Here is a 24,953-nt window from a genome sequence, read left to right on the forward strand (position 1 = left end):
CGTACCAATTTTCTGGACTAGGAGAACCTTCGCATGATCCACCTTCCCTTCAAACGCATCACCCTGGCCCTCACCGTGGCCGCCGTCATGGCCGGCTGCAGCTCCGGCGTCAAGCTCGAGGACGTACCCGTCGAGAACAAGGGCGCCACCTCCACCGCCCCCAACGGCGGTGCCAACGCCAACGGCAGCTCCCAGAGCGGTGTCGCTCCGGTCGACCTGAACCAGTCCGCGCGCGACGCGGCCGGCCCGGTCGGCGTGGCCCGCATCGTGTACTTCGATTTCGACAGCTACGTCGTGAAGCCCGAATACCAGTCGCTGATCGAGCAGCACGCCCGCTTCATCAAGCAGAGCCAGGGCCGCAAGGTCATGATCGAAGGCCACACCGATGACCGCGGCGGCCGCGAATACAACCTGGCCCTGGGCCAGAAGCGTGCCGAGGCCGTGCGCCGCGCGCTGGGCCTGCTGGGCGTGCCCGACAGCCAGATGGAAGCCGTGAGCTTCGGCAAGGAAAAGCCCGCGGTGCAAGGCAACTCGGAAGATGCCTTCTCGCAGAACCGCCGCGTTGAACTGTCCTACCGTTGATGGCGATGGCTTTCGTGCAGCAGCGGGCGCGCGGGCGCGTCCGCAGGGCAGCAGCGCTCGCCGCGCTGTCGCTGGCCGCGGGCTTCGGCGCCACGGCCAGCCACGCCGCGCTTTTCGAGGATGACGAGGCGCGCCGCGCCATCATCGAGATGCGCCAGCGCGTCGATGCGCTCCAGCAGCAGCTGGGGGGCGACCAGCGCCGCACCACGGACGAAACCTCGCAGATGCGCCGCAGCCTCATCGACCTGCAATCGCAGATCGAGACACTCCGCTCCGAGCAGGCCAGCCTGCGCGGGCAGAACGAGCAGCTGCAGCGCGACGTGGCGGAACTGCAGCGCCGGCAGAAGGACATCGCCCAGGGCGTGGACGAACGCCTCAAGCAGTTCGAGCCCGCGAAGGTCACCATGGACGGCCAGGAATTCCAGGCGGACCCGACGGAAAAGCGCGACTTCGACGCCGCGCTCGCCGTGTTCCGCTCGGGCAAGTTCCCGGAAGCCGTGACCGCCTTCGGCAACTTCCTGCGCCAGTACCCGCGCAGCGGTTTCGTGCCCTCGGCCCGTTTCTGGCTGGGCAACGCCCAGTACGCGACGCGCGACTACAAGGAAGCGATCAACAACTTCAAGGCCCTGCTGGCCGCGGCCCCCGACCATGCGCGGGCGCCGGAAGCTGCGCTCTCCATCGCCAACTGCCAGATCGAACTGAAGGACACGCGCGCCGCCCGCAAGACGCTGGAAGACCTGCTGCGCGCCTACCCGCAATCCGAAGCCGCTGCCGCGGCCAAGGAACGCCTCGCGCGGCTCAAGTGAGCACAGAGCCCGTGCAGCAGCATGTGCAGGGGGAGGCGCCGGAAACGGCGTGTTCCTTCGCACCCGTTCCCTCGGGCCCCGCCCCGGGGGGGCAAGATCACTTTCCCCTCGACGCCGACCTGCAGCGCCGCTTCGGCGGCCTCGAGCGCCTCTATGGCGTGGAGGGTGCCGCTCGCATCCGCGCGGCCCACGTGGCCGTCATCGGCGTGGGCGGCGTGGGCTCCTGGGCCGTCGAAGCCCTGGCGCGCAGCGGCGTGGGGCGGCTCACGCTGATCGACCTCGACAACGTGGCGGAATCGAACGTGAACCGCCAGATCCATGCGCTCTCCACCACCGTGGGCCAGGCCAAGGTGGACGCCATGCGCGACCGCATCGCGCTCATCAACCCAGCGTGCCAGGTCCATTGCATCGAGGAATTCGTCGAGCCCGCCAACTGGCCCGCGATCCTTCCCGAGGGCGTGGACGCGGTGATCGACGCCTGCGACCAGGTGCACGCCAAGACCGCCATGGCGGCCTGGGCGCTGAAACTGCGCCGCGGCCACCAGCGCTTCATCAGCGTGGGCGCGGCCGGCGGCAAGCGCCTGGCCCACAAGGTGGACATCGACGATCTCTCCCAGACCACGCACGACCCGCTGCTCGCGCAACTGCGCTACCGCCTGCGCCGGCAGCACGGCGCGCCGCGCGAGGGCCGCCGCATCGGCATCGCCTGCGTCTTCAGCCGCGAGGCCGTGGCCCCGCCACATGCTTCGTGCGCGGTGGATGCCGGCGCGGACGGCACGCTCAACTGTCACGGCTACGGCTCGGTGGTGTCGGTCACGGCCACCTTCGGCCAGTGCGCCGCGGGCTGGGTGCTCGATCGGCTCGCGGAAGTTGGTCCGGCGCCAAAGTAGCGCTATAATTTGAGTCTTTGCTGATTGCAGCCTCTGGGCCGCAGATCCGCAATGTCGGGACGTTAGCTCAGTTGGTAGAGCAGCGGACTTTTAATCCGTTTGTCACTGGTTCGACCCCAGTACGTCCTACCAGACATGCCGAGCCGCTACAGCCTTCCGGGTTGTAGCGGCTTTCCTGTTTCCAGGCCTTGCTCACCCGCAGACCTAGAATGCGTGGATGCCCTCGACCCCGGACCTCGACCGCTTTCTTCCTGCGCAGCAATCCGTGTGGGAGCAGGTGCTGACCGAACTGCGCGCCAGGCGCAAGCGCTCGCACTGGATGTGGTTCATCTTCCCGCAGATCCAGGGCCTGGGGCACAGCGACATGGCGCGCCACTACGCCATCCAGTCCCGTGGGGAGGCCGAGGCCTATCTTGCGCATCCCGTGCTGGGAGCGCGCCTGCGGCAGGCCTGCCAGGTGCTGCTCGATCACGGTCCCGACGCCCCATCCGCCCACGCCATCTTCGGATCGCCCGACGACGTCAAGCTGCGCTCCAGCATGACGCTGTTCGCGGAAGTGGCGGGGCCGGGCGGCTGTTTCGACGCGGTGCTGCAGCAGTACTTCGGCGGCGCGAAGGATGGGCGCACGCTGGAGCTGCTGGAACGGGGCACCTGATCATGCCCCGTCCCGGCCCTGGATGGCCGCAGGCTGCCCCGCGGCGCAGCCTGCTCACAGGCTCTTCAACGGCACCACGTCCTTGCCCTTGAAGGTGTACACCGTCACGGCCGACGACTTGAGGTCGTGCTTGTCGTCGTAGGCGAATTCGCCCGTCACGCCCGCGTACTTGCCGCGCTCGATCGCCTGGGCGATCTTCTTCGTGTCGGTGGTGGTCTGCGCGGATTCCATCGCGTTGGCCAGCAGGTGCATGCCGTCGTAGAAGGCCGCGGCGTAGGTGAGCGGGTCGCGCTTGTATTCGGCGCGGTAGCGCTCGGCGAACTTCTGGCCCTTGTCGCTCTTGTCCAGCATGGAGCCGCCCTGCGTGCAGAAGACGTTCAGGTCGCCCGCGAGCTGCGCGAGGTTGGCGGTTTCGGACGAACAGATGCCGTCGCCGCCGAGCAGCGGGCCGGTGATGCCGAGGCCGCGCATCTGCTTGAGCAGCGGGCCGCCCTGGGGAGAGTAGCCGCCGTAGAACACGGCGTCGGCCTTGGCGCCGCGGATGTTGGTGAGGATCGCGCTGAAGTCCGTGGCCTTGTCGGTGGTGAATTCGGTGGCCACCACCTGCAGGCCGAGGCGCTTGGCCTGCGCGGTGAATTCCCGCGCCACGCCCTGGCCGTAGGCGGTGCGGTCGTCGATCACGGCCACCGTCTTGAGCTTCAGATCCTGCGCCGCGTAGGTGGCCATCTTGGTCCCCAGCTGGTTGTCGCTCGCGCCGATGCGGAACAGCGTGCGGTAGCCGAGTTCCGTGACCTTGGGGTTGGAGGCGACGGTGAGCGCGAGGATGTCGGCATCGTTCAGCACGCGCGCGGCCGGCACCGTGACGCCCGAGTTGTAGGGGCCGAGCACGAAGCGGATCTTCTTGTCCGCGAGCGTCTGCGCGACCTGCACGCCCTGCTTGGGGTCGGCCACGTCGTCGTTGATGTCCAGCTCGAACACCACCGGCTTGCCGGCGATCTTCACGCCCTTGGCGTTCAGTTCCTTGATGGCGAGCAGCGCGCCGTCGCGGTTGTCTCCTCCGTTGGCGGCCTGCGGGCCCGTGATGGGGCTCATGAAGCCGATGCGGATGCGGTCCTGCGCCTGCACGGTCAGTGCCGCCAGGCCCAGGGCCACGGCGGTCAGGCGGGATATCGTTCTCGTTCTGTTCATTGCAATCTTCCTGGTGATGAAGGAGGGGGCACGCCGATCGGTGGTGCCCGGTGCCCCGGCGGGCGTTGGACAGCCCGCCCGGCTTGTGGCCGGGCGGACCGGGAACCCGCGATTGTGCGCATGAAAGGGAGTGCCCTGGCCGACACGCCGCCGAAAAACGCCAGGGAGGGCCGCCGAACGGCGCGGCCGGTCACGTGCCGAGGCCGAGCGCCCGCACCGCGACCCGTGCGGCCGCGAGATCCCAGGCGGCGGTGCCGACGCTCTTGAACACCAGCGGGCGGCTGCGGTCGGGCGCCTCTGCCAGCAGGGAAGCGAGCGAGCGGACGCTGTTCCAGTCCACGCCCGCGCGGATCAGGTCGCCGGCCTCGTGCCGCGCGCCGGCCGGATCGTCCGCGTACAGCAGGCTGCCTGCGAGCGTGGCCCGTCCGATCTCGGCCATGTCCGGCTTGAACGCGCCGACGCCCACGACGGCGCGGTCCGCGCGCGCGGGAAGGTCGTAGACGGGTTCGGTCGCCGTAGTGAGGGTGACGACGGCATCGACCGTGTCCGGGATGTCCGGCGGGCAGAGCTGCACGTGGCCGGTGGCGGATGCCTGCGCACAGAAGGCGCGCGCGGCCGCATCGCTGCGGCCCCGCACGAGGACCGGGCAGTCGGGAAACAGCGCATGGATGGCCCCCACGTGGTGCCGTGCCTGCACGCCCGTGCCGATGAGCAGCACCTGCCGCGGCGCGCGCCCGAGCAGCCGGCGCAGCGCCACCATCGACACCGCCGCCGTGCGCCGGCCCGTGACCTCGGGGCCGTCCAGCAGGCACAGCGGCCGGCCCGATGCGGCATCGCACACGGCGACGATGCCGTGGATCGTAGGCCACTGCCGTGCCGCGTTGCCTGGCTGCACGGTGACCAGCTTGTGGATGCCGAGGTCGTGCGAGGTGGCGGGCATGCTGAGCAGCGCGCCGCCGGCCCCCAGCGGCAGCACCGTGCGCTCGGGGCTGGCGATCCGGCCGGCCTGGAGGTCGGCGGCGGCGGCTTCGATGGCCTGCGCGAGCGCAGCGAAGGGCAGGGCGGCGGCGGTGCGCTCCCGGTCGAAGGCCTGCAGGGTGGGAGCGGACGGTTCGGGGGCGGACGCCATGGCGGGCGTCAACCGATCCGCACGTCGAAGTAGGCGCCCTCGGATTCGCCCAGACCCTGCATGCCGGCCGTGCGCGCGGCGACCGCCGCGCGCGCCCAGCGGTTGACGATGGCCATGGCATCGGTGCCTTCGGGGACTTCGTCGCCGTCCTGCAGCCGCTGCACCGCGGCGAGCGTTTCGGCCACGCCTTCCGGGCCGCCGAGCTGGCGTTCGAGCACCCGGGCGTAACGGCCCTCGGCCGCGGTGCGCTCGCGGGACGGCAGCTCGGGGAAATCGCACAGGGCGACGGTGTAGGCGGCAACGGCGGTGTCGGTATCGATATCGGACATGGCGGGCTCCTGGTGTATGAAGGCTGTACGAATATACAGTGAACCCGGGCGTTGTTGAAGAGGGTGTTTACCCCGTCCGGCCGAACGGCCGGCTGCTTGGAGGCCACCCGCCCTGTTCAGTGCGCCTGCGGCAGCAGCTGCATGCCCGTGCGCCGCTCGAGCTCTTCCAGCGTGATCGGCGTGCCCGGGGTGGCGGCGGCCGCGTTCTGCTGCCAGTGCGCCCAGGATTTGCCGGTCTCCGCGTCGTACACCAGCTTGAAGACGTGCGAGGGCACGGCCACGCCATTGCTTCCGATCGTCTTCGCGCCGGGCTCGAACACCGGGCCGGTGATCACATACACGTTGCCCCGGGCGCGCAGGGCATAGCGCCGCGTGTCCTCTTCGATCTTCGCCCACGGGCCGCTGTTCTGTTTCTGGTCCTGCGGCACCATGTTCGCGAGGCTGAAGGACTGCGCCATGGCCTCGGGCGTGCCCATGTCCCCCGCGGGCGCCATGTGCCCGCGCGCATACCCCGAGCCGCGGTAGTCCTCCAGTTCCGCGCGCTCGGCGCGCGGCAGCCGGGCATCGGCATAGAAGCGGTCGGTGCGGTGCTGCTGGCGGGCCTGCTGGAGGATCTGCCGGTTCAGCCGTTCGGCGACGTACACCGGAGTGCGCGTGTTGCCGCTGTGGAGCACCGCGAAGGCGTCGAAGCACAGCTCGCGCAGCCGCGGCGCCTCGGGCGTGATCGGCGGGGTGCCACCCGCGAAATGCTGCCGGCAGGCGGAGAACACGCCGGCACGCGTGGGGGCAGGGTGCGCGCCGCCGGACCCGGGGCCCGGTACGGACGGGATGCCGCAACTCGTGACCTGCACGCCGACCACGGCCGATGCGGCGAAGGCGACCAGCAGCCGGCGCAGGCGGCCGGCGGAACGGTGGAGGAGGGCGATGGACGGGGTGCGGGAGGAAGACTTCTTCGTGCGCTTGCGCTTCTGTGTGGCCATGCACCGATTAGAACCCGCCGCGGGGGCGGCACCGGCATTGCGGGGCACTCCGGACCGCGGCATGCGCTCGCGGGCCTGACTCGCCGACGCTGCGTTGTCCGACGCGCCCGCAGCGCCGGACGCACTACCGTCGTGGCATTCAAGAACCACCGACAGGACCGCACCATGATCACTGCTGAACCGACGATGACCAACCTGTTCCTGCAAATGGGCCTGGACGAGAGCGAGGATGCGATCACCCGTTTCCTGCGCACCCACCAGCTGCCGGCCGGCGTGCGCGTGGCCGATGCGCCTTTCTGGAGTGATGCCCAGCGCCAGTTCCTGGCCGACCAGTTGAAGGCGGATGCGCACTGGGCCCTCGTGGTGGACCAGCTCAACGAGGCACTGCATGCCGATGCCGTCGAGCAGCGCGCCGAGGCCGAGGCCGCCGCGGTCACGGAGAACGATCCGTCCACCATCCCCGCGCGCTGAGCGTCGCCTTCCCAGCCTTCCCGCGGCCCGGCCCCTGCATCGCAGGGCCGGGCCGCGCTGCGTTGCGCATTACGCATCGCGCGGTCCTTGCACGGTCCTTGCACGGCGGGCTTCGCTGCCGCCCATCCTCCCGTCACAATGCGCGGGCAATCCTGCACGAGGCATGTACGAGGGGACGACGCGATGGGAGAAGTTGCTGGGGGCGATGCGCGGGTGATGGAGGCGGGCGCTGCGGACGGCATCGGCGGATCCCGCGGCCAGGACGCACCGCCCCGGATTCCGGCACTGGAGGCCGCATGGTCGCGCATGGCGCTGGCGCGGCAGGGCCAGGCGGGGCACGTTCCGATGCGGCAATGGCGGCAGGACCAGTGGGTGCTGCATGCCCTGGGCATCGGGCTGGAGCCGTTCTACAGCTGGTTCGGGAAGAACGCAGGCGCGGGATTCGACGCGTTCGAAGGCTGGGTCGCCGGCATCGTCGCAGCACTTCCCGCGGAGCGTCTGGCGCGGCTGGAAGCCGCATTGCAGGGGTTGCCGCCCCCCGCTTCGGCCGCGGCAGCGATCGAAGCCATCGACCGCATGGAACCCGTGCTGTCGGCGGACGATCTGGCGTTCTGGGACGAGCACGGCTATGTCGTGGTGCACGACGCCGTGGCGCCTGCGGAGGCCGGCGCCGTGGCCCAGGCCATCTGGGATTTTCTCGGGGCCCGCCCGGACGATCCGTCCACGTGGTACCCCCCGAACGACCACGGCATCATGGTGCAGCTCTTCCACCATGCCGCGCTGGAGCGCAACCGGTGCAACCCGCGCATCCACAAGGCGTTCGCGCAGCTGTGGGGCACGGCGGACCTGTGGTGCACGACGGACCGTGTCGGGTTCAACGCGCCCGAGACGGCGACGCACCAGTTCCGGGGGCCGCACCTGCACTGGGACGTGAGCCTGCACATGCCGGTGCCGATGGGCACGCAGGGCATCCTCTACCTCACCGACACGCGCGCGGAGCAGGGCGCCTTCACGCTCGTGCCGGGTTTCCACCGCCGGCTCGGCGAATGGCTGGACGGGCTGCCGGGCGGCCCGGGCACCGCGCGGCAGCATGATCTCTCACCGCTGGGCCCGCAACCCATCGCGGGCCGCGCGGGCGATCTCGTCATCTGGCACCACGCGCTGCCCCACGGCAGCCGGCCCAACACCACGAACCGGCCCCGGCTGGTGCAGTACCTCAACTTCGCTCCCGCGGACGCGCCCGCGCACGACATCTGGGTGTGACGGCCCTTCGCCCGCCCCGCCGCTGCGGCGTGTTGCGCCACCCGTATCCATGGCCTTGTCCGACGCGCCGCCCGTGCGCCGGCGAATACCTTCAGGGTTTCCATTCCATCGCTGGAGATCTGCCATGAACGCACCGCGCAACACCCCGGGCGCCGTCCCCACCTCGTCGAGCCGCAACCGCTTCGCCAGTGCCCGCACGTTCTGGGTGGCCGGCATCGCACTGGCCGTCATCCTGTTCGTCTTCATGATTCCGTGGTGACCCGGGAGACCGCCATGGCCCATCCGACGCCATCCCCCTCCGCCCCGGACACGACAGCCGCCCGGCAGCCCCCGCCCTCTCCGGCGAACCGCGACAGCCGGCGCGGCTGGTGGATGGCCGTGGCCACGGCCGCCATCGTGCTGGGCGCCGTGCTCTTCTTCAACGTCGCGGGGCCGCGCCAGCCGACCGTGTCGCCGGGCGAGGGGCACTCCACGCCTGCATCGCAGGGCGCGAACCAGACCGGCGGCCCGGCACCGGATGGTTCGGTGGAAAGCGCCGCGCCGCAGCGCTCCGATACGCCGACGCCGGTCGGCCGCGAGGGCGTGGGTGCCCCGGCGGGAGCCGCCCCGCAGGCCCCCGGCGCAGCCGGCGCCGCCTCTCGCTGACTGACCCCGCCGCCGACCGCCCGGAAATTCAGGCGCGGCCGGCGCCGGCGGGCGCTTCCACCGGGGGCTCCGCCGATGCCACGATGCGGTCGCGACCCTGCTGCTTGGCCTGGTAGAGCGCCGCGTCGGCGCGGCCCATCAGATCGCTGGGCGTCTCGCCGGGCGGGGCCCAGGTGCAGCAGGCCAGTCCGCCGCTGACGGTGACGTGGCCGAACGGGCTGCCGGGGTGCGGCAGCCGCAGCGCTCCGACCGCCGCGCGCGCCGCCGAGGCGACCAGGTAAGCGCCCCCGGCATCCGTCTCGGGCAGCACGATCGCGAACTCCTCTCCGCCATAGCGGGCGATGAAGTCCCCGGGCCGGCGGATCGCGCCGGCGAGCGCGCGGGCCACGCTGCGCAGGCATTCGTCGCCCTCGCCATGGCCGAGCGCATCGTTGTAGTTCTTGAAGAAGTCGACGTCGAACATCGCCACGGACACCGGCCGCCCGTAGCGCCGGCACTGCGCCATGACCTCGCGGATGCGCCGGTCGTAGGCCCGGCGGTTGTGCATGCCGGTCAGGCCGTCGTGGTCCGCCATGTGCTCCATCTGCGCATGCGCTTCCACCAGGGCATGGTGGGTGGAGCGCAGGCGCGTGTCGGCGTCGTGGCGCTGCTTCACCGTGCGGATCACGTAGGCGCCCGAGGCGCCCACCACGCTCAGCAGCAGCAGGATGCCGCCCCCCTGCACCCAGGTGGCCTGGCGCCATTGCGCGAAGATTTCGTCCTCGGACAGCGCCACGGCCACGGCCAGCGGCGTGTTGGGCGCGTATTCGAAACTCAGGAGCCGCTGCACGCCGTCGATCGGCGACGGCATGACGATGACCCCGGAGCGCCGCTGCAGGAACTGCGACTGCAGGTGCGGGTCGGGAATCATGCGCCCCAGGGTGTCTTCGCCGTAGGGCCGGCGCGTGAGGATGCGGCCGTCCGTGCGCAGCAGCACGATGGCGCCCTTGCTGCCGACGTCGAACCCCTGCAGCACCTGCAGCACGTAGCGCACGTGCAGCGTGGCCAGCACCACGCCCGCGAACCCGCCGTCGGGATCGTTGATGCGCCGGGACAAGGGAATGACCCAGTCGCCGGTCGAGCGGCTGCGGATGGGCGTGCCGATATAGGTGCGCGCGCTGGGGTTGTCGCGGTGGTACGCGAAATAGTCGCGGTCGGCGTTGTTGGCGCCGGCCGGCTGCAGCGGCTGGCTGTGCACGAGCCAGGTACCGTCGCGCCCGTAGACGAACAGGCCGTGCAGGTGGTCGGCCTGCGCCACCTGATTGACCAGCACGGGCTGGAGCGCCTCCAGCGTCGCGGGCGACAGGTCGCCACGCTCGAGTTCGTACTGGATGACCACCAGCGCGCGGCCCACCTCGGAGGCCACGCTGTCGAGCTGCTGCGCGACGGCGCGCGACAGGTTCTGCGCGAAGGCCCGCGCCTTCTGCCATTCCGCGTTGTGGGCCCGCCAGGCCAGCCAGGCGTTCGAACCGATGAGCAGCAGCGTCACCAGCACCACGAAGCCGATGGTGACGGGCAGGGAGCGGTCCCTGGACGCCGGCAGCTGCGCGGCCGGAGACGGCAGGGGCACGCTCGCGTCGGGCACGGATGGGTCGTTGATCGGTGGCGGAAGAACGTGCGGCATCCCTGCCTATTCTCCGCGCTCCGCAGGCCTGTTCAGCGGGTTTTTCACACCCTTGGACGGTTTTCCATCACGCGCCGGTAGAGCTCGCGGGCGGCGACCGAGAGGCTGCGGTCGCGTCGCCGCACGAGAAAGATCTGGCGCGTGAGCGCGGGCAGCGGCAGCGGGCGGGTGACGAGATCGGGGTGCGCGAAATGGAACAGCGTGAGCGTGGGCACCACGCTGATGCCGAGCCCGGCGCGCACCATGCCCATGACGGTGGCGAGCTGCTCCACTTCCATCAGCGTGTTCAGCGCATGCGGATGCAGCGCGGCTTCGAGGTACTGGCGCACGCTGCTCGTGCGTGCGAGGTGCACGAAGGGCCAGGGTGCGAGATCCTGCACCTGCAGGCCGCCGCGGGGCCGGCGGCGCGCGAGCGGATGGTCGGCGCGGCAGACGAGATGGAAACCATCGCTGCAGAACGGCTCGGCCTGCAGCGAGGGCGTATCGGCGCGGATCGCCGCGAGGGCGAAGTCCGCGCGGCCGGAAGCCACGCGCTCGATGCAGGGCTCGGACAGCACGTCGGCAATGTCGAGCTCGATCTGCGGATGGTCGGCGCGGAAGCCCGCGAGCAGGCCCGGCAGCCAGCCCGCGGCCAGCGAGGGCAGCAGGGCGATCGCCACGCGGCCGCGCCGCAGCTCCGCCGCATCGCGCGCGGCGCCGAGCGCGCTGTCGATCTCCGCGCGCAGGCGCAGCGCGGACCCGAGGAAATGCGTGCCTTCCGGCGTGAGGTCCACATGGCGCGTGGTGCGGTCGAAGAGGCGCAGGCCGAGGCCCTCTTCGAGCGACCGCACCAGCGCGCTGAACGCCGGCTGCGACAGATGGCATGCGGCCGCGGCGCGCGTGAAGCTGCGCTGCTGCGCCAGGGCCAGGAAGGCGTCGATGTGGCGGCTGGAGAGGTGCATTCGTGAGAAGAACCGCGATGGCGGGCCTGGGCGGCGGTGGGCCGGATTGATCCGGAAAGCAGATCAATCCATCTTAACAATCTATTTCACGAAACAAGCCCGCGCGCCTACATTCGCCCGCAGGAGATCCCACGACGATGAAGAACGGAGACATATTGCGGATCGGGTGCGCGGCCGGTTTCTCGGGCGACCGCACCGATGCCGCTGTGCCGGTGGTGCGGTCGCTGATCGAGAGCGGCGGTCCGTCCGTGCTCATCTTCGAGACGCTGGCCGAACGCACGCTCGCACTCGCGCAACTCGCGCGGCGGGCCGATCCCCAGGCCGGGTACGAACCGCTGCTGGACGAACTGCTGCGCCCGGTGCTGGCGCAGTGCCTGGAACACGGCGTGCGCATCGTGAGCAATTTCGGCGCGGCCCATCCGGAGGGCGCTGCGCGGCGCATCCAGCGCCTCGCCGATGAACTGGGCATCCGGCGTCCGCGCGTGGCCGTGGTGCACGGCGACGACCTGAGCGGTCCGGCGCACCGGGAGCTGTTGGCCCATGCCCTCGGCAACGCGCTGCCGGGCGAGCCGCTGGTGAGCGCCAACGCCTACATCGGCGCGGAGCCGATCGCGCAGGCCCTGCGCGCGGGGGCGGACATCGTCGTCTGCGGCCGCGTGGCCGACCCGTCCCTGGTGCTCGGCCCCGCGCTCGCGCACTTCGGCTGGGCCCTGGACGACTGGGGCCGCCTGGCGCGCGCGACCATGGCCGGCCACCTGCTGGAGTGCGGTGCGCAGGTCACGGGCGGCTACTTCGCCGATCCGGGCTACAAGGACGTGCCGGGCATGGCGAGGCTCGGCTACCCCATCGCGGAGATCGATGCCGACGGGCACTGCACGCTGTCCAAGCCCGAGGGCACGGGCGGGCGGATCGACGAGCGCACGGTCAAGGAACAGTTGCTGTACGAATTGCACGACCCGGCGGCCTACCTCACGCCCGACGTGGTGGCCGACATCACCGCCGCCACGGTGCGCGAGGTCGCTCCCGGCCACGTGCGGCTGGAGGGCGTGCGCGGCCATGCGCGGCCGCCCTCGCTCAAAGTGAACGCCTGCTTCGAGACCGGCTGGTTCGCGGAGGGCGAGATCTCCTATGCAGGGCCGCGGGCCGAAGCCCGGGCCCGGCTGGCGGGCGAGACATTGCGGGAGCGCCTCGCGGGCGTGGCGCCGCTGCGCCTGGACCTGATCGGCGTGACCAGCGTGTTCGGCGACGACGCGAGCCGCTGGATGGAGGCCTCTGCCTCCGGCGATGCGCGCGACGTCCGGCTGCGGGCCGCGCTGCAGCACCGCGACCACGCCAGCGCGCAGCGCCTGGTGCGCGAGGTGACGGCGCTCTACTGCTGCGGCCCGGCGGGCGGCGGCGGCGTGCGCACGGCCATGCGGCCGCGCCTGGGCATGCTGTCGTGCCTGGTACCGCGCGAAGCCGTGCCCACCGGCCACCGTTTTCTGGATTGAAAGGAGCGGCGATGGACTTCCCGCAATCGGCCGCCGATGGGCCTCTGACGGTGCCGCTCTACCGGCTCGCGCACGGCCGCACCGGCGACAAGGGCAACCGCTCGAACATCAGCGTGATCGCATGGCATCCGGCGCTCTGGGACGTGCTCGTGGAGCAGGTGACGGAAGACGCCGTCGCGCGCCGCTTCGCGCTGCGCCGCCCCAGCGGCGTGCGGCGCTACCTGCTGCCGCAGCTGCACGCGATGAACTTCGTGATCGACGACGTGCTCGACGGCGGCGTGAACGATTCGCTCAATTTGGACAGCCATGGCAAGGCGCTGTCGTACCTGCTGCTGGACCTGCCGGTGCGGGTGCCCGCCGCGCTCGCGCAGCACCTGGCCGGGCCGCCCTGAGCCCGCTGCGGGCCCGCCTTCCCGACGACAAGAGATTTCTACACAAACCGACAGGAGACAACGCACCATGACCCCTTCTTCCTTCCGCCCCCTGCGCCGCCGTTTCGTGGCCGCCTCCGCCGCCGCGGCCTGCGCAGCGCTGTTCGGCGGCACCGCCGCGCTCGCACAGCCGGCCGCCTACCCGTCCAAGCCCGTCACCTTCGTGGTGCCGTTCGCGGCGGGCAGCGCCACCGACCAGCTCGCCCGCGCGCTGGGCCAGTCGCTCACCACGGACACGAAGCAGCCCGTGGTGGTGGACAACAAGGGCGGGGCGAGCGGCATGATCGCGGCGCAGTTCGTCGCCAAGGCGCCGCCGGACGGGTACACGGTGCTGATCACCACCAACACCACGCACGCGGCCAACGAGCACCTCTACAAGAAGCTGCCGTACGACCCGGTGAAGGATTTCGTGCCGGTCACGGGCCTGGGCAAGGGCGGGCAGGTGCTGGTCGTGAGCGCCGGCGCACCCTACAAGAGCGTGGGCGACCTGCTGGCCGCCGCGAAGAAGAACCCGGGAAAGCTGAGCTTCGGCAGCGGCAGCTCGTCGAGCCGCATGGCCGGCGAGATGCTCAAGCAGCTCGCGGGCGTGGACATCCTGCACGTGCCCTACAAGAGCAATCCCCTGGCCATCACCGACCTGCTCGGCGGGCAGATCGACATGATGATCACCGACACCTCCACCGGGGTGCCGCAGGTGAAGGCCGGCAAGCTGCGTGCCCTGGGCTACTCGACGCAGAAGCGCAGCGCGCAGCTGCCCGACGTGCCCACGCTGGAGGAGGCGGGCGTGAAGGGCTACGACATGGGCTACTGGTTCGCGGCCTACGTGCCCGCCGGCACGCCCGCGCCGGTGGTGGCGCGCCTGAACGAGCTGCTCACCGCCGCCACGCGCAGCGCCGCGGCGAAGTCGTTCTACGAGACCGCGGGCTCCGAGCCCTGGACCACCACCTCCGATGAGCTGGCCCGCTTCCAGGCCGGCGAAACGCAGAAGTGGGGCAAGGTCATCAAGGCCGCCGGCATCGAACCGGAATAAGCACCCGCACGGCCCGCCCCACCGGAGACATCGCCATGCATTTCCCTTCTTCGCCTTCCCGGCGCGTTCATTCGCGCCGCGCTCCGGCCAGGACCACCGCCGCGGCCGCGGCGCTGGTATCTGCCGCACTGCTGTCCGCCTGCGGCGGCGGCGGTGGCTCACCATCGCTCGCGGACGGCACGCCGAAGCTGCGCCTGACGCTCGGCGCCGCCGAGGATTTCCCCGGCAGCTTCGGCAGCGTGGGCGCCTATGAAAAGGTCTCGGGCACCCTGCAGGGCGAGCTGGACCCGAAAGACCCGCGCAACGCCGTCATCCAGGATCTGGAACTCGCGCCGCGCAATGCGCGCGGCATGGTGGAGTGGAGCGCCGACTTCGTGCTGCTCAAGCCCAAGGACATGTCGAAGGCGGGCGGCGTGCTGCGCTACGACGCGCCCAACCGCGGCAACATCCTCACGCTGCCCAACCCGTCCGCCGTGCCGGGCGACGCGGTGTATTTCGAGCGCGGCTACACCTTCCTCTATTCAGCCTGGCAGGGCGACGTGCCCAAGAGCTCGCCCGCGCGCCTCACGGCCACCGTGCCGGTGGCGCGCAATCCCGACGGCAGCAGCATCACGGGCCCGTACCGCACCGAACTCGTGCCCACGACCGCCGTGCCGGCCATGGCGCTGCCCGGCGGCGTCTTCAACGGCACGATGATTCCCTACGCGCCTGCGAGCCTCGACAACACGCAGCCCGGCTATTCGCTCACGCGCCGCCGCAACGAGACCGACCCGCGCGAGCCCGTGCCGGCCGCCGACTGGAAGTTCGCCGCCTGCGACACGGCCGCCAACCCCTTCCCCGGCACGCCCGGCCCCGCCAGCGTGTGCCTGCGCGGCGGCTTCGATCCGCAGTACCTCTACGAACTCGTCTACGTGGCCAAGGACCCGAAGGTGATGGGCGTGGGCCTCGCGGCGCTGCGCGACACGGTGGGCTTCTTCCGCGGCCGGGCCGCCGACGCCGAGGGCCGCGCCAATCCGCTGGCGGGCCGCATAGCGCACGTGATCGGGCAGGGCACTTCGCAGTCCGGCAACGCGATGAAGACCTTCCTGCATCTGGGCTTCAACCAGCGGCTGGACGGCGGCATGGTGTTCGACGGCCTGTATGCCCACGTGGCGGCGCGGCAGACGAACGTCAACACCCGCTTCGCCGTGCCGGGCGGCGGCGGTGGCCTGCGCACCGACCACACCGCCTTCGGGCAGACGGCGCCGCGCGGCCTCGCGGCCGACTACGTGGATTCGGTCAGCGGCCGCGAGGGCGGCGTGATGCGGCGCTGCAGCGCGACCGGCACCTGCCCGCGCTTCTTCCTGGGGCTGTCGGGCACGGAGTTCTGGCAACTGCAGGGCTCGCCCGTGCTGACCGACGCGGAGGGCCGGCGCGACATCGCGCAGCCCGCCAACGCGCGCATCTACTACTACGCCAGCACCCAGCACGGCGGCGCGGGCGGCGTGGAGAGCATCAGCTACGCGCCCTCGCGCACCGTCTATCCCGCCGGTACCGTGGTGCACTTCAACGACACCTTCCGCGCGCTCTTCCTCGCGCTGGAGGACTGGGTGGTGCGCGGCACCGAGCCGCCGCCGAGCCAGGTGCCGCGCATCGCGGACGGCACGCTCGTGCGCCCCGCGCAGGTGGCGTTTCCGGCCATGCGCGGGCTGACGTGGAACGCGGGCGGCGTGCCGGCGCAGATCCCGGATTTCCGCTACCTCGGCCGCTACAACGACTTCACGCTGCTGGACTTCGGCCCGCAGTACCGGGCGCAGGACGAATCGGGCATCGCCACCGTGCAGCCCCCGCGGGTGGTGGGGCGCGACTATGCGATCCTGGTGCCGCAGGTGGACCCGGCGACGGGCCTGGCGAAAGCCGGCATCCAGAGCGTGGAAGCGCGCGCGCCGCTGGGCACCAGCATCGAGTTCAACGACGTCGCCACGCCCGGCATCGTCGATCTGGTGAACCTCACGGGCAGCTACATCCCGTTCCACACCACGCGCGCCGCCCGCATCGCGGCGGGGGACGGGCGTCCTTCGCTGGAGGAGCGCTACGGTTCCCAGGCGGGCTATGTGGCGGCCGTGTCGCGTGCCGCGGACGACCTGGTGGCGCAGCGGCTGCTGCTGCGGCGCGATGCGGACGCGATCGTCGCGAAGGCGCGCGCGGCGAACATCCTGCCCTGAGCCCGGGGAGGCGAGGCGGGCCGTGGCCGGGACGCGGTGAGCGACCGCGAAAGGAGCTCTCGTGCGCACGCCGAACGGTCCCATGGTGACGCCGGCAGGCTGTACGGACCGGCCGGGGATGCGTAGAGTAAGGGCACGGGGTGCAGGGCGCCCCGCCTTCACCATAACGACGAGACATCCCCCATGCCCGCGCCGATGGATTCCGCCTTCGGGCCCACGCCCGCTGCCGCTGCCGCCCCACGCCCGTCCCGGGCCCGCCGCCAGCCGCCGCGTGGTATGGCCTCGCACCTGTTCCTCTGCCTGCGCAGCCGGGTTGCCGGTCGGCTGCTGCTGGTGGCCGCCGCCGCGGTGGGATGGGCGGGCGTCGCCATGGCACAAGGGCAGGGCCCGGCGCAAGGGTTGCCAGGTGCCACGGCGGTTCCTGCCAGCCCAGCCCCATTCAGCCCGGCGGTGGACCCTGGCATGGCCGACCGCGTGATCGCCTGCACCGCCTGCCATGGCCGCGAAGGCCGGGCCACGCAGCAGGGTTATTTCCCGCGGATCGCTGGCAAGCCGGCTGGCTACCTCTACCACCAGCTCCTCCATTTCCGCGACGGCCGCCGCAGCTACCCGCAGATGTCGTACCTGCTGGAGCACATGACGGACGGCTATCTGCGCGAGATCGCCGGCTATTTCGCCGCGCTGGAGCTGCCCTACGCACCGCCCCCGCCGCCGCAGGCCGCGCCCCCGGCGCTGGAACGCGGCCGGCGGCTCGTGCACGAGGGCGACGCGGCCCGCGGCATTCCGGCCTGCGTGCAGTGCCATGGTGCGGCGATGACCGGCGTGCAGCCCGCGATTCCCGCGCTCGTCGGCCTGCCGCGCGATTACCTCAACAGCCAGATCGGCGCGTGGCAGACGGGCCAGCGCCGCTCGCACGCGCCCGACTGCATGGCGCGCGTGGCGCGGCAGCTCACGGCCGAGGACGTCAGCGCGGTCTCGGCCTGGCTGGCCGCGCAGCCCGTGCCGGGGACCGGCAAGCCGGCCGCGCAGGCGCCCGGGCCGCTGCCGATGCCGTGCGGCGGCGTGGAGGCCTCGGCCCGTGGAGATGCGCCATGAACGCAGCACCCGCGCCGACGCCCACGACCACGACGGCTCGCTCGCGCGGGCCGAAGCGATGGGCCCTGGCCGCTTTGGCCGTCGCCGTGCTGCTGGTGGCCTGCGCGTCGGCGGTGGCCTGGCTCAACCGCTGGGGCGAGGCACCGCTGCCCGAGGGCGACGGCCCGCCGTCCGCGCCGCCCGCGGCACGGTCCGTCGCGCGCGGCGAGTACCTGGCGCGCGCCGGCAACTGCATGGCCTGCCACACCGAGGCGGGCGGCGCGCCGTTCGCGGGCGGCCGCGGCATCGAGACGCCGTTCGGCACCGTCTACAGCACCAACCTCACGCCCGACCCGGACACGGGCCTGGGCCGCTGGTCTGCCGGGGCCTTCTGGCGCGCCCTGCACCACGGCCGCTCGCGCGACGGCCGGCTGCTCTATCCGGCATTCCCGTACCCGAGCTACACGCACGTGACGCGCGAGGACGCGGACGCGATCTACGACTACCTGCGCAGCCTGCCTCCGGTGCGCCAGCCCGCGCGGCCCCATGCGCTGGAGTTTCCGTACGGCACGCAGACGGCGCTGGCCGTGTGGCGGGCGATGTTCTTCCGGCCGGGCGGCCTGGCGCCCGAAGCCGACCGCCCGGCGGAGTGGAACCGCGGGCGCTACCTCGTGCAGGGCCTGGGCCATTGCGCCGCCTGCCACGCCCCGCGCAATGCGCTGGGCGCCACGCGGGATGCCGCCGGCCTGCGCGGCGGGCTCATCCCGGTGCAGAACTGGTATGCGCCCGCGCTGGACACCGTCCACGAGGCCGGCGTCGCCGACTGGCCGGTGGAGGAGGTGGTGGCGCTGCTGCGCGATGGCGTGGCGCCACGCGGCACCGTCACCGGGCCGATGGCCGAGGTGGTGTTCCGCAGCACGCAGTACCTGGACGATGCCGATCTGCGCGCCATCGCCGCTTATCTGCGCGCGCTGCCCGGCGCCGAGCCGCAGGGCCGCCGCCCGACGCCTCCGGAGCCCCCGAAGGCGGCGATGGAGCAGGGCGCCGCCCTCTACGCCCGGCACTGTGCCCAATGCCACGGCGACGACGGCCGAGGGCGTCCCGGAGCCTTCCCGCCGCTCGCCGGCAACCGGGCGGTGCTGCTCGACACGCCGGTCAACGTGGTGCGCACGATCCTGCAGGGCGGCTATCCTCCGGTCACCGCCGGCCATCCGCGCCCCTACGGCATGCCGCCCTTCACCCAGGTGATCTCCGACGACGAAGTGGCGGCCGTGGCGACCTACGTGCGCAACGCGTGGGGCAACCGGGCGCCCGGGGTCGCTACCATGGATGTCTACCGGGCCCGCGAGCGCCGCGGCCGTTGAGCCGGCGGGCGGCTCCACCCGCCCCATCCGCGGCCATCCCCGCGCCCGTTTCTCCGAGGTCGTTGAAAAAACCATGCAGGACACCATCTCTCCAGCAGCGCCGCTTTCCGCCGGTGGCCCCCCCGCGGCCCCGGATTGGTGGGTGGTGTGCCTGTGCGCCGCCTGGTGCGGCGTCTGCCGCGAGTACGGTGCCGTTTTCGATGCCCTGCGGGCCGCCCATCCAGACGTGCGCTTCGAGTGGGTGGACGTGGAGGACGAGGAAGACCTCGCCGGCGATCTCGACGTGGAGACCTTCCCCACCGTGCTCGTCGCCGACGGCGCCCATGCGCGCTTCCTCGGCCCCGTGCTGCCCCAGGCGGGCGTGCTGACCCGCATGCTCGCCGCCCTGCGGGAGCAGGGCGGGGGGGCGCCCGTGGAGGCGCAGGCCCAGGCGGTGTTCGAGCGTGTCCGGCAGGCGCGCGGCGTGGCAGGAAACTGACGCGCAACGCCGCGATGTGTGGCGCGGATGCAATGCAAATTGCATGCCGCCAGCTTGGCAAAGCCGGGCGCTGCAGGCTACAATAGGAGCTTCACGGCCAAACGGGCGGGTCCCCACCGCCCGTTTTTTTTGGCCGTTCGATTTTCTTCGAGCTCGAAGCTGTCGGGGGAGACTCCTCGGCGGTTATCGGGTTTTTTGCACTTCTGGAACAGAACTGAACGACACGTGGCATTGCAGCAGATCGTCGAACAAACCGTCGCAGGGCTGGGTTACGACCTGGTGGAGATCGAACGCTCCGCCGGCGGGCTGCTGCGCATCACCATCGATCTGCCCTGGCAGGCGCCCGCGCAGGCCGCGGCGCCCGATGCTGCCGCTGCCGCTGCCTCCGTGCCGGCCGCCCCCGAACAGTTCGTCACTGTGGAAGATTGCGAGAAGGTCACGCGGCAGCTGCAGTTCGCGCTGGAGGTCGATGGCGTCGAGTACAAGCGCCTCGAAGTCTCCTCGCCCGGCATCGACCGCCCGCTGCGCCACGAACAGGATTTCCAGCGCTTCGCCGGCGAGGTGATCGACATCACGCTCAAGGCGCCCATCGGCGAGGCGGCCGCCGGCCAGGTGAGCGCCAACCGCAAGAAGTTCCGCGGCACGCTCGAACGCACCGAGGCCGGGGGCTGGCAGATCGTCTGGAGCGACGAGCCCCCCACGAAGCCCGGCCAGAAGATCAGCAAGAAGCGGGTGCCCGCTCCGCTGCAGGCGCTGGGCTTCACGCTCGACGAGCTGCGCGATGCGCGCCTGGCGCCGATCGTGGATTTCAAGGGGCGCGGCCCGAAGGGCGGCGCGGCCGAGGGCTGAAACCCTGCTGCAGCGAATTCGAATCAAGGGCCGACGCGGGGCGCGGGCCTTCAAGGGATTGAAAGATAGGAGAGTCGTCGATGAATCGCGAACTGTTGATGTTGGTTGAAGCCATTTCGCGCGAGAAGAACGTGGAGCGCGACGTGGTGTTCGGCGCCGTGGAACTGGCATTGGCCCAGGCCACGAAGAAACTCTATCCCGGCGAAGTGGACATCCGCGTGGCGATCGACCGCGACAGCGGCAACTACGAGACTTTCCGCCGCTGGCTCGTCGTGCCCGATGACGCCGGCCTGCAGAACCCCGATGCCGAAGAACTGCTCATGGACGCCCAGGAGCGCATCTCCGACATCGAAGTGGGCGAGTACATCGAGGAAGGCATCGAATCGGTGCCGATCGGCCGCATCGGCGCCATGGCTGCCAAGCAGGTCATCCTGCAGAAGATCCGCGACGCCGAGCGCGAGATGCTGCTGAACGACTTCATGTCGCGCGGCGAAAAGATCTTCACCGGCACCGTCAAGCGCATGGACAAGGGCGACATCATCGTCGAGTCCGGCCGCGTGGAAGGCCGCCTGCGCCGCGGCGAGATGATCCCCAAGGAAAACCTGCGCAACGGCGACCGCGTGCGGGCGATGATCATGGAGGTGGACCTGACGCTGCGCGGCGCGCCCATCATCCTCTCGCGCTCCGCGCCCGAGTTCATGATCGAGCTCTTCCGCAACGAAGTGCCCGAGATCGAGCAGGGCCTGCTGGAGATCAAGAGCTGCGCCCGCGACCCCGGCAGCCGCGCCAAGATCGCCGTGCTGTCGCACGACAAGCGCGTCGATCCGATCGGCACCTGCGTCGGCGTGCGCGGCACCCGCGTGAACGCCGTCACCAACGAGCTGGCCGGCGAACGCGTCGACATCGTGCTCTGGTCCGAAGACCCGGCGCAGTTCGTGATCGGCGCCCTGGCGCCCGCCAACGTGTCCTCCATCGTGGTCGATGAAGAGAAGCACGCGATGGACGTGGTGGTCGACGAGGAGAACCTCGCGATCGCCATCGGCCGCGGCGGCCAGAACGTGCGCCTCGCTTCCGACCTGACGGGCTGGAAGATCAACATCATGGACGCGGCCGAGTCCGCCCAGAAGCAGGCCAACGAGACCGACGCGTCCCGCCGCCTGTTCATGGAAAAGCTCGACGTGGACGAGGAGATCGCCAACATCCTGATCGAGGAAGGCTTCGCCAGCCTCGAGGAAGTGGCCTACGTGCCGCTGCAGGAAATGCTGGAGATCGAGAGCTTCGACGAGGACACCGTGAACGAGCTGCGCGCCCGCGCCAAGGATGCGCTGCTCACGATGGAAATCGCCCGCGAGGAAAGCGTGGAAGGCGTTTCGCAGAACCTGCGCGATCTCGAGGGCCTGACGCCCGAGCTGATCGGCAAGCTGTCCGAAGGCGGCGTCCACACACGCGATGATCTGGCCGACCTGGCCATCGATGAACTGACCGCCCTGACCGGCCAGTCTGAGGAAGAGGCCAAAGCCTTGATCATGAAGGCGCGCGAACATTGGTTCGCGGGGCAAGAGTAAGGGTCAGGGGAGGTACGAACCGAATATGTCCAGTAACACCGTTGCCGAGTTCGCCAGCGAACTCAAGAAATCGCCGGAAACCCTGCTCGACCAGCTCAAGTCCGCTGGCGTGGCCAAGGCCGCGCCGTCCGATGCGCTGACCGAGTCCGACAAGCAGAAGCTGCTCGCCTTCCTGCAGGCCAGCCATGGCACCGCCACGGGCGACCGCCGCAAGATCACGCTCACCAAGAAGTCCACCAGCGAGATCAAGCAGGCCGACGCCACCGGCAAGGCGCGCACGATCCAGGTGGAAGTGCGCAAGAAGCGCACCTTCATCAAGCGTGACGACGTCGCCGAAGGTGCTGCCGACGACCAGGGCGCCGTGTCGGAAGACACCGCCGCGCCGTCCGCCGAGGACCAGGAACTCGCACGCCGCGAGGAAGAGGCCCGCCGCCAGGCCGAGCTGATCAGCCAGCAGGAACAGGAGCTGAGCGCCACGCGCCGTGAACGCGAAGACCGCGAACGCCGCGAGCGCGAGGCCGAGGAACGTGCCGCCGCCTATGCCGCGCAGCAGGCCGAGCGCAAGGCCCAGGAATCCGCCGTGCGCGAGGAAGCCTCCCGCGAGGCCGCCGCCGAAGCCGCTGCGCGCAACGCCGCGCAGGCCGAGGCACGCGCCAAGGCCGAAGCCGAATCCAAGGCCCGTGCGGCCGAGGAAACCGCGCGCGCTGCCGATCTGGACGAGCGCCGCCGCAAGGCCCTGGCCGAAGCCGAGGCGATCCGCGCCATGATGGCCGCGCCCAAGAAGGTGCTGGTCGCCAAGAAGCCCGAAGAGCCGAAGCCGGCTCCGAAGCCCGCGGCCGCGGCCGACGCCAAGAAGGGCACGCTGCACAAGCCGGCGGCCACGCCGGGCGCGCGTCCCGCGGCCGGTGCGCCGGCCGGCGGCGGCAAGGAAGTGAAGTCCGCCAAGCTCTCCTCGAGCTGGGCCGGCGATCCTGCCAAGAAGAAGGAAATCAAGACCCGCGGCGACGCCAGCGGCGGCGTGGGCCGCAACAACTGGCGCGGAGGCCCGCGCGGCCGCCGCAACGACCGCGACGACCATTCGCACCAGCAGTCGGCACCGGTCGAGGCGCGCGTCATCGAAGTGCACGTGCCCGAGACCATCACGGTGGCCGACCTGGCGCACAAGATGTCGATCAAGGCGTCCGAGGTCATCAAGGCGCTGATGAAGATGGGCCAGATGGTCACCATCAACCAGCCGCTGGACCAGGACACGGCCATGATCGTGGTCGAGGAGATGGGCCACAAGGCCGTCGTGGCCGCGCTGGACGATCCCGAGGCGTTCACCGACGAGGACGTGTCCGGTCAGCAGGCCGAGGCGCTGCCGCGCGCTCCCGTGGTCACCGTCATGGGCCACGTCGACCACGGCAAGACCTCGCTGCTGGACTACATCCGCCGCGCCAAGGTGGCGGCGGGCGAAGCCGGCGGCATCACGCAGCACATCGGCGCCTACCACGTCGAAACCCCGCGCGGCATGGTGTCGTTCCTCGACACCCCCGGCCACGAGGCCTTCACGGCCATGCGGGCCCGCGGTGCGCAGGCGACCGACATCGTCATCCTGGTGGTGGCCGCCGACGACGGCGTCATGCCGCAGACGAAGGAAGCCATCAAGCACGCGAAGGCCGCCAAGGTGCCGATCGTCGTGGCGATCACCAAGGCCGACAAGCCCGATGCCAACCCGGACCGCGTGAAGCAGGAACTGGTGGCCCAGGAAGTCGTGCCCGAAGAGTACGGCGGCGAATCGCCCTTCGTGCCCGTGTCCTCCAAGACCGGCATGGGCATCGACGACCTGCTCGAGCAGGTGCTGCTGCAGGCCGAAGTGCTGGAACTGAAGGCGCCCGTCGAGGCGATGGCCAAGGGCCTCGTCATCGAAGCGCAGCTCGACAAGGGCCGCGGCCCCGTCGCGACGGTGCTGGTGCAGTCCGGCACGCTCAAGGTGGGCGACGTGGTGCTCGCGGGCCAGACCTCCGGCCGCGTGCGCGCCATGCTGGACGAGAACGGCAAGGCGACCAAGTCCGCCGGTCCCTCCATTCCGGTGGAGATCCAGGGCCTGTCCGACGTGCCCCAGGCCGGCGACGAGTTCATGGTGCTCTCCGACGAGCGCCGTGCCCGCGAGATCGCGACCTACCGCGCCGGCAAGTTCCGCAACACCAAGCTGGCGCGCCAGCAGGCCGCGAAGCTCGAGAACGTGTTCGCCGACATGACGGCGGGCGAGGTGCAGAACCTGCCCATCATCATCAAGGCCGACGTGCAGGGCTCGCAGGAAGCGCTCGCCGCCTCGCTGCTCAAGCTCTCGACCGACGAGATCAAGGTCCAGCTCGTGTATGCGGGCGTGGGCGGCATCAGCGAGTCCGACGTGAACCTGGCCATCGCCTCCAAGGCGATCGTGATCGGCTTCAACGTGCGTGCCGATGCCGGCGCGCGCAAGACGGCCGAGGCGAACGACGTCGACCTGCACTACTACAACATCATCTACGACGCCGTGGACGAGTTGAAGGCCGCCATGTCCGGCATGCTGGCACCCGAGCAGCGCGAGGAAGAGATCGGGACCGCCGAGATCCGCACCGTGTTCGTGGCCTCCAAGATCGGTACCGTCGCGGGTTCCTACGTCACGTCGGGCCAGGTCACGCGCAACTGCCGCTTCCGCCTGCTGCGCGACAACGTGGTCATCTACACGGGCGAAGTCGAGTCGGTGCGCCGCCTCAAGGACGACGTCAAGGAAGTCAAGGAAGGCTTCGAGTGCGGTATCAAGCTCAAGAACTACAACGACATCAAGGAAGGTGATCAGCTGGAGTTCTTCGAGATCAAGGAAATTGCACGGACCTTGTGATGCACCCCCTGAGTCGCTTCGCGCCTTCCCCTTCCAGGGGAATGGCGCCGCGGCAGGGGC

At 70.7% G+C, this 24,953-nt stretch carries 24 protein-coding genes and 1 tRNA gene; 19 read left to right on the forward strand and 6 right to left on the reverse strand.

All coding sequences use genetic code 11. From position 1 onward, the window contains the following. The first annotated feature begins 33 nt into the window (after window positions 1-33). From pal to Q9R47_RS17990, 5 genes are all read left to right on the forward strand, one after another. A complete protein-coding gene (gene pal, locus Q9R47_RS17970) occupies window positions 34-582 on the forward strand; it encodes a peptidoglycan-associated lipoprotein Pal (RefSeq protein ID WP_311234547.1) in 549 nt (182 codons plus the stop codon). Beyond that, window positions 582-1,388: a tol-pal system protein YbgF gene (ybgF, locus tag Q9R47_RS17975; RefSeq protein WP_311234548.1), complete on the forward strand. Its 807-nt coding sequence runs from the start codon at window positions 582-584 to the stop codon at window positions 1,386-1,388. The genes pal and ybgF overlap by 1 nt, the downstream gene beginning before the upstream one ends. Before the next feature lie 119 nt (window positions 1,389-1,507). After that, window positions 1,508-2,278 carry a tRNA threonylcarbamoyladenosine dehydratase gene (locus tag Q9R47_RS17980; protein WP_311234607.1) on the forward strand — a complete coding sequence of 257 codons (771 nt, stop codon included), beginning with the start codon at window positions 1,508-1,510 and terminating at the stop codon, window positions 2,276-2,278. A 56-nt stretch (window positions 2,279-2,334) separates the two neighbouring features. Then, window positions 2,335-2,410: transfer RNA gene (locus Q9R47_RS17985), tRNA-Lys, on the forward strand. 85 nt (window positions 2,411-2,495) lie between these two features. Further along, on the forward strand, window positions 2,496-2,933 hold the full coding sequence (locus Q9R47_RS17990; protein WP_311234549.1) for a DUF1810 domain-containing protein: 438 nt from the start codon (window positions 2,496-2,498) through the stop codon (window positions 2,931-2,933). A gap of 54 nt (window positions 2,934-2,987) precedes the next feature. Here the strand turns inward: Q9R47_RS17990 and Q9R47_RS17995 are convergent, their stop codons facing one another. The 4 genes from Q9R47_RS17995 to Q9R47_RS18010 all read right to left on the reverse strand — a co-directional run bounded on the left by Q9R47_RS17995 (window position 2,988) and on the right by Q9R47_RS18010 (window position 6,559). Continuing rightward, complete coding sequence (locus tag Q9R47_RS17995) at window positions 2,988-4,121, reverse strand: branched-chain amino acid ABC transporter substrate-binding protein (RefSeq protein WP_311234550.1); 1,134 nt, start codon at window positions 4,119-4,121, stop codon at window positions 2,988-2,990. Between the two features lie 190 nt (window positions 4,122-4,311). Beyond that, on the reverse strand, window positions 4,312-5,250 hold the full coding sequence (lhpI, locus tag Q9R47_RS18000; protein ID WP_311234551.1) for a bifunctional Delta(1)-pyrroline-2-carboxylate/Delta(1)-piperideine-2-carboxylate reductase: 939 nt from the start codon (window positions 5,248-5,250) through the stop codon (window positions 4,312-4,314). Window positions 5,251-5,258: 8 nt separating this feature from the next. Then, window positions 5,259-5,579: a hypothetical protein gene (locus Q9R47_RS18005; RefSeq protein ID WP_311234552.1), complete on the reverse strand. Its 321-nt coding sequence runs from the start codon at window positions 5,577-5,579 to the stop codon at window positions 5,259-5,261. Window positions 5,580-5,695: 116 nt separating this feature from the next. Beyond that, a complete protein-coding gene (locus tag Q9R47_RS18010) occupies window positions 5,696-6,559 on the reverse strand; it encodes a DNA/RNA non-specific endonuclease (RefSeq protein WP_311234553.1) in 864 nt (287 codons plus the stop codon). 165 nt (window positions 6,560-6,724) lie between these two features. On the opposite strand from Q9R47_RS18010, the gene Q9R47_RS18015 reads away from it, so the two are divergent. From Q9R47_RS18015 to Q9R47_RS18030, 4 genes are all read left to right on the forward strand, one after another. Beyond that, on the forward strand, window positions 6,725-7,030 hold the full coding sequence (locus tag Q9R47_RS18015) for a DUF2789 domain-containing protein (protein WP_311234554.1): 306 nt from the start codon (window positions 6,725-6,727) through the stop codon (window positions 7,028-7,030). Between the two features lie 183 nt (window positions 7,031-7,213). After that, on the forward strand, window positions 7,214-8,293 hold the full coding sequence (locus tag Q9R47_RS18020; protein WP_311234555.1) for a phytanoyl-CoA dioxygenase family protein: 1,080 nt from the start codon (window positions 7,214-7,216) through the stop codon (window positions 8,291-8,293). A 124-nt stretch (window positions 8,294-8,417) separates the two neighbouring features. Further along, window positions 8,418-8,552: a hypothetical protein gene (locus Q9R47_RS18025; protein WP_311234556.1), complete on the forward strand. Its 135-nt coding sequence runs from the start codon at window positions 8,418-8,420 to the stop codon at window positions 8,550-8,552. Between the two features lie 14 nt (window positions 8,553-8,566). Then, window positions 8,567-8,938, forward strand: a complete 372-nt coding sequence (locus Q9R47_RS18030) for a hypothetical protein (RefSeq protein WP_311234557.1) — start codon at window positions 8,567-8,569, stop codon at window positions 8,936-8,938. 28 nt (window positions 8,939-8,966) lie between these two features. Here Q9R47_RS18030 and Q9R47_RS18035 read toward each other — a convergent pair whose 3' ends face one another. Then, window positions 8,967-10,601 (reverse strand): sensor domain-containing diguanylate cyclase, encoded by a 1,635-nt coding sequence (locus Q9R47_RS18035; RefSeq protein ID WP_311234558.1) that lies wholly within the window; start codon window positions 10,599-10,601, stop codon window positions 8,967-8,969. Between the two features lie 44 nt (window positions 10,602-10,645). Further along, window positions 10,646-11,542 carry a LysR family transcriptional regulator gene (locus tag Q9R47_RS18040; RefSeq protein ID WP_311234559.1) on the reverse strand — a complete coding sequence of 299 codons (897 nt, stop codon included), beginning with the start codon at window positions 11,540-11,542 and terminating at the stop codon, window positions 10,646-10,648. A gap of 137 nt (window positions 11,543-11,679) precedes the next feature. On the opposite strand from Q9R47_RS18040, the gene Q9R47_RS18045 reads away from it, so the two are divergent. From Q9R47_RS18045 to infB, 10 genes are all read left to right on the forward strand, one after another. Then, window positions 11,680-13,032, forward strand: coding sequence for an acyclic terpene utilization AtuA family protein (locus tag Q9R47_RS18045; protein ID WP_311234560.1), 1,353 nt, complete (start codon window positions 11,680-11,682; stop codon window positions 13,030-13,032). A gap of 11 nt (window positions 13,033-13,043) precedes the next feature. Further along, on the forward strand, window positions 13,044-13,424 hold the full coding sequence (locus tag Q9R47_RS18050) for a hypothetical protein (protein WP_311234561.1): 381 nt from the start codon (window positions 13,044-13,046) through the stop codon (window positions 13,422-13,424). A gap of 67 nt (window positions 13,425-13,491) precedes the next feature. Further along, a complete protein-coding gene (locus Q9R47_RS18055; protein WP_311234562.1) occupies window positions 13,492-14,493 on the forward strand; it encodes a tripartite tricarboxylate transporter substrate binding protein in 1,002 nt (333 codons plus the stop codon). Between the two features lie 35 nt (window positions 14,494-14,528). Then, window positions 14,529-16,697 carry an alpha/beta hydrolase domain-containing protein gene (locus tag Q9R47_RS18060; protein ID WP_311234563.1) on the forward strand — a complete coding sequence of 723 codons (2,169 nt, stop codon included), beginning with the start codon at window positions 14,529-14,531 and terminating at the stop codon, window positions 16,695-16,697. Between the two features lie 369 nt (window positions 16,698-17,066). Continuing rightward, on the forward strand, window positions 17,067-17,792 hold the full coding sequence (locus Q9R47_RS18065; protein WP_311234608.1) for a c-type cytochrome: 726 nt from the start codon (window positions 17,067-17,069) through the stop codon (window positions 17,790-17,792). Further along, window positions 17,789-19,135 carry a c-type cytochrome gene (locus Q9R47_RS18070; protein ID WP_311234564.1) on the forward strand — a complete coding sequence of 449 codons (1,347 nt, stop codon included), beginning with the start codon at window positions 17,789-17,791 and terminating at the stop codon, window positions 19,133-19,135. Before Q9R47_RS18065 ends, Q9R47_RS18070 begins: the two co-directional genes overlap by 4 nt. 73 nt (window positions 19,136-19,208) lie before the next feature. Next, window positions 19,209-19,613, forward strand: coding sequence for a thioredoxin family protein (locus Q9R47_RS18075; protein ID WP_311234565.1), 405 nt, complete (start codon window positions 19,209-19,211; stop codon window positions 19,611-19,613). A gap of 225 nt (window positions 19,614-19,838) precedes the next feature. Continuing rightward, window positions 19,839-20,462 (forward strand): ribosome maturation factor RimP, encoded by a 624-nt coding sequence (gene rimP / locus Q9R47_RS18080; protein WP_311234566.1) that lies wholly within the window; start codon window positions 19,839-19,841, stop codon window positions 20,460-20,462. Between the two features lie 80 nt (window positions 20,463-20,542). Beyond that, window positions 20,543-22,027 (forward strand): transcription termination factor NusA, encoded by a 1,485-nt coding sequence (nusA, locus tag Q9R47_RS18085; protein ID WP_311234567.1) that lies wholly within the window; start codon window positions 20,543-20,545, stop codon window positions 22,025-22,027. Between the two features lie 25 nt (window positions 22,028-22,052). Beyond that, a complete protein-coding gene (infB, locus tag Q9R47_RS18090; RefSeq protein ID WP_311234568.1) occupies window positions 22,053-24,893 on the forward strand; it encodes a translation initiation factor IF-2 in 2,841 nt (946 codons plus the stop codon). Window positions 24,894-24,953 lie beyond the last annotated feature (60 nt).

The sequence above is a fragment of the Acidovorax sp. PRC11 genome, assembly GCF_031844105.1.
GTDB lineage: Bacteria > Pseudomonadota > Gammaproteobacteria > Burkholderiales > Burkholderiaceae_C > Paracidovorax.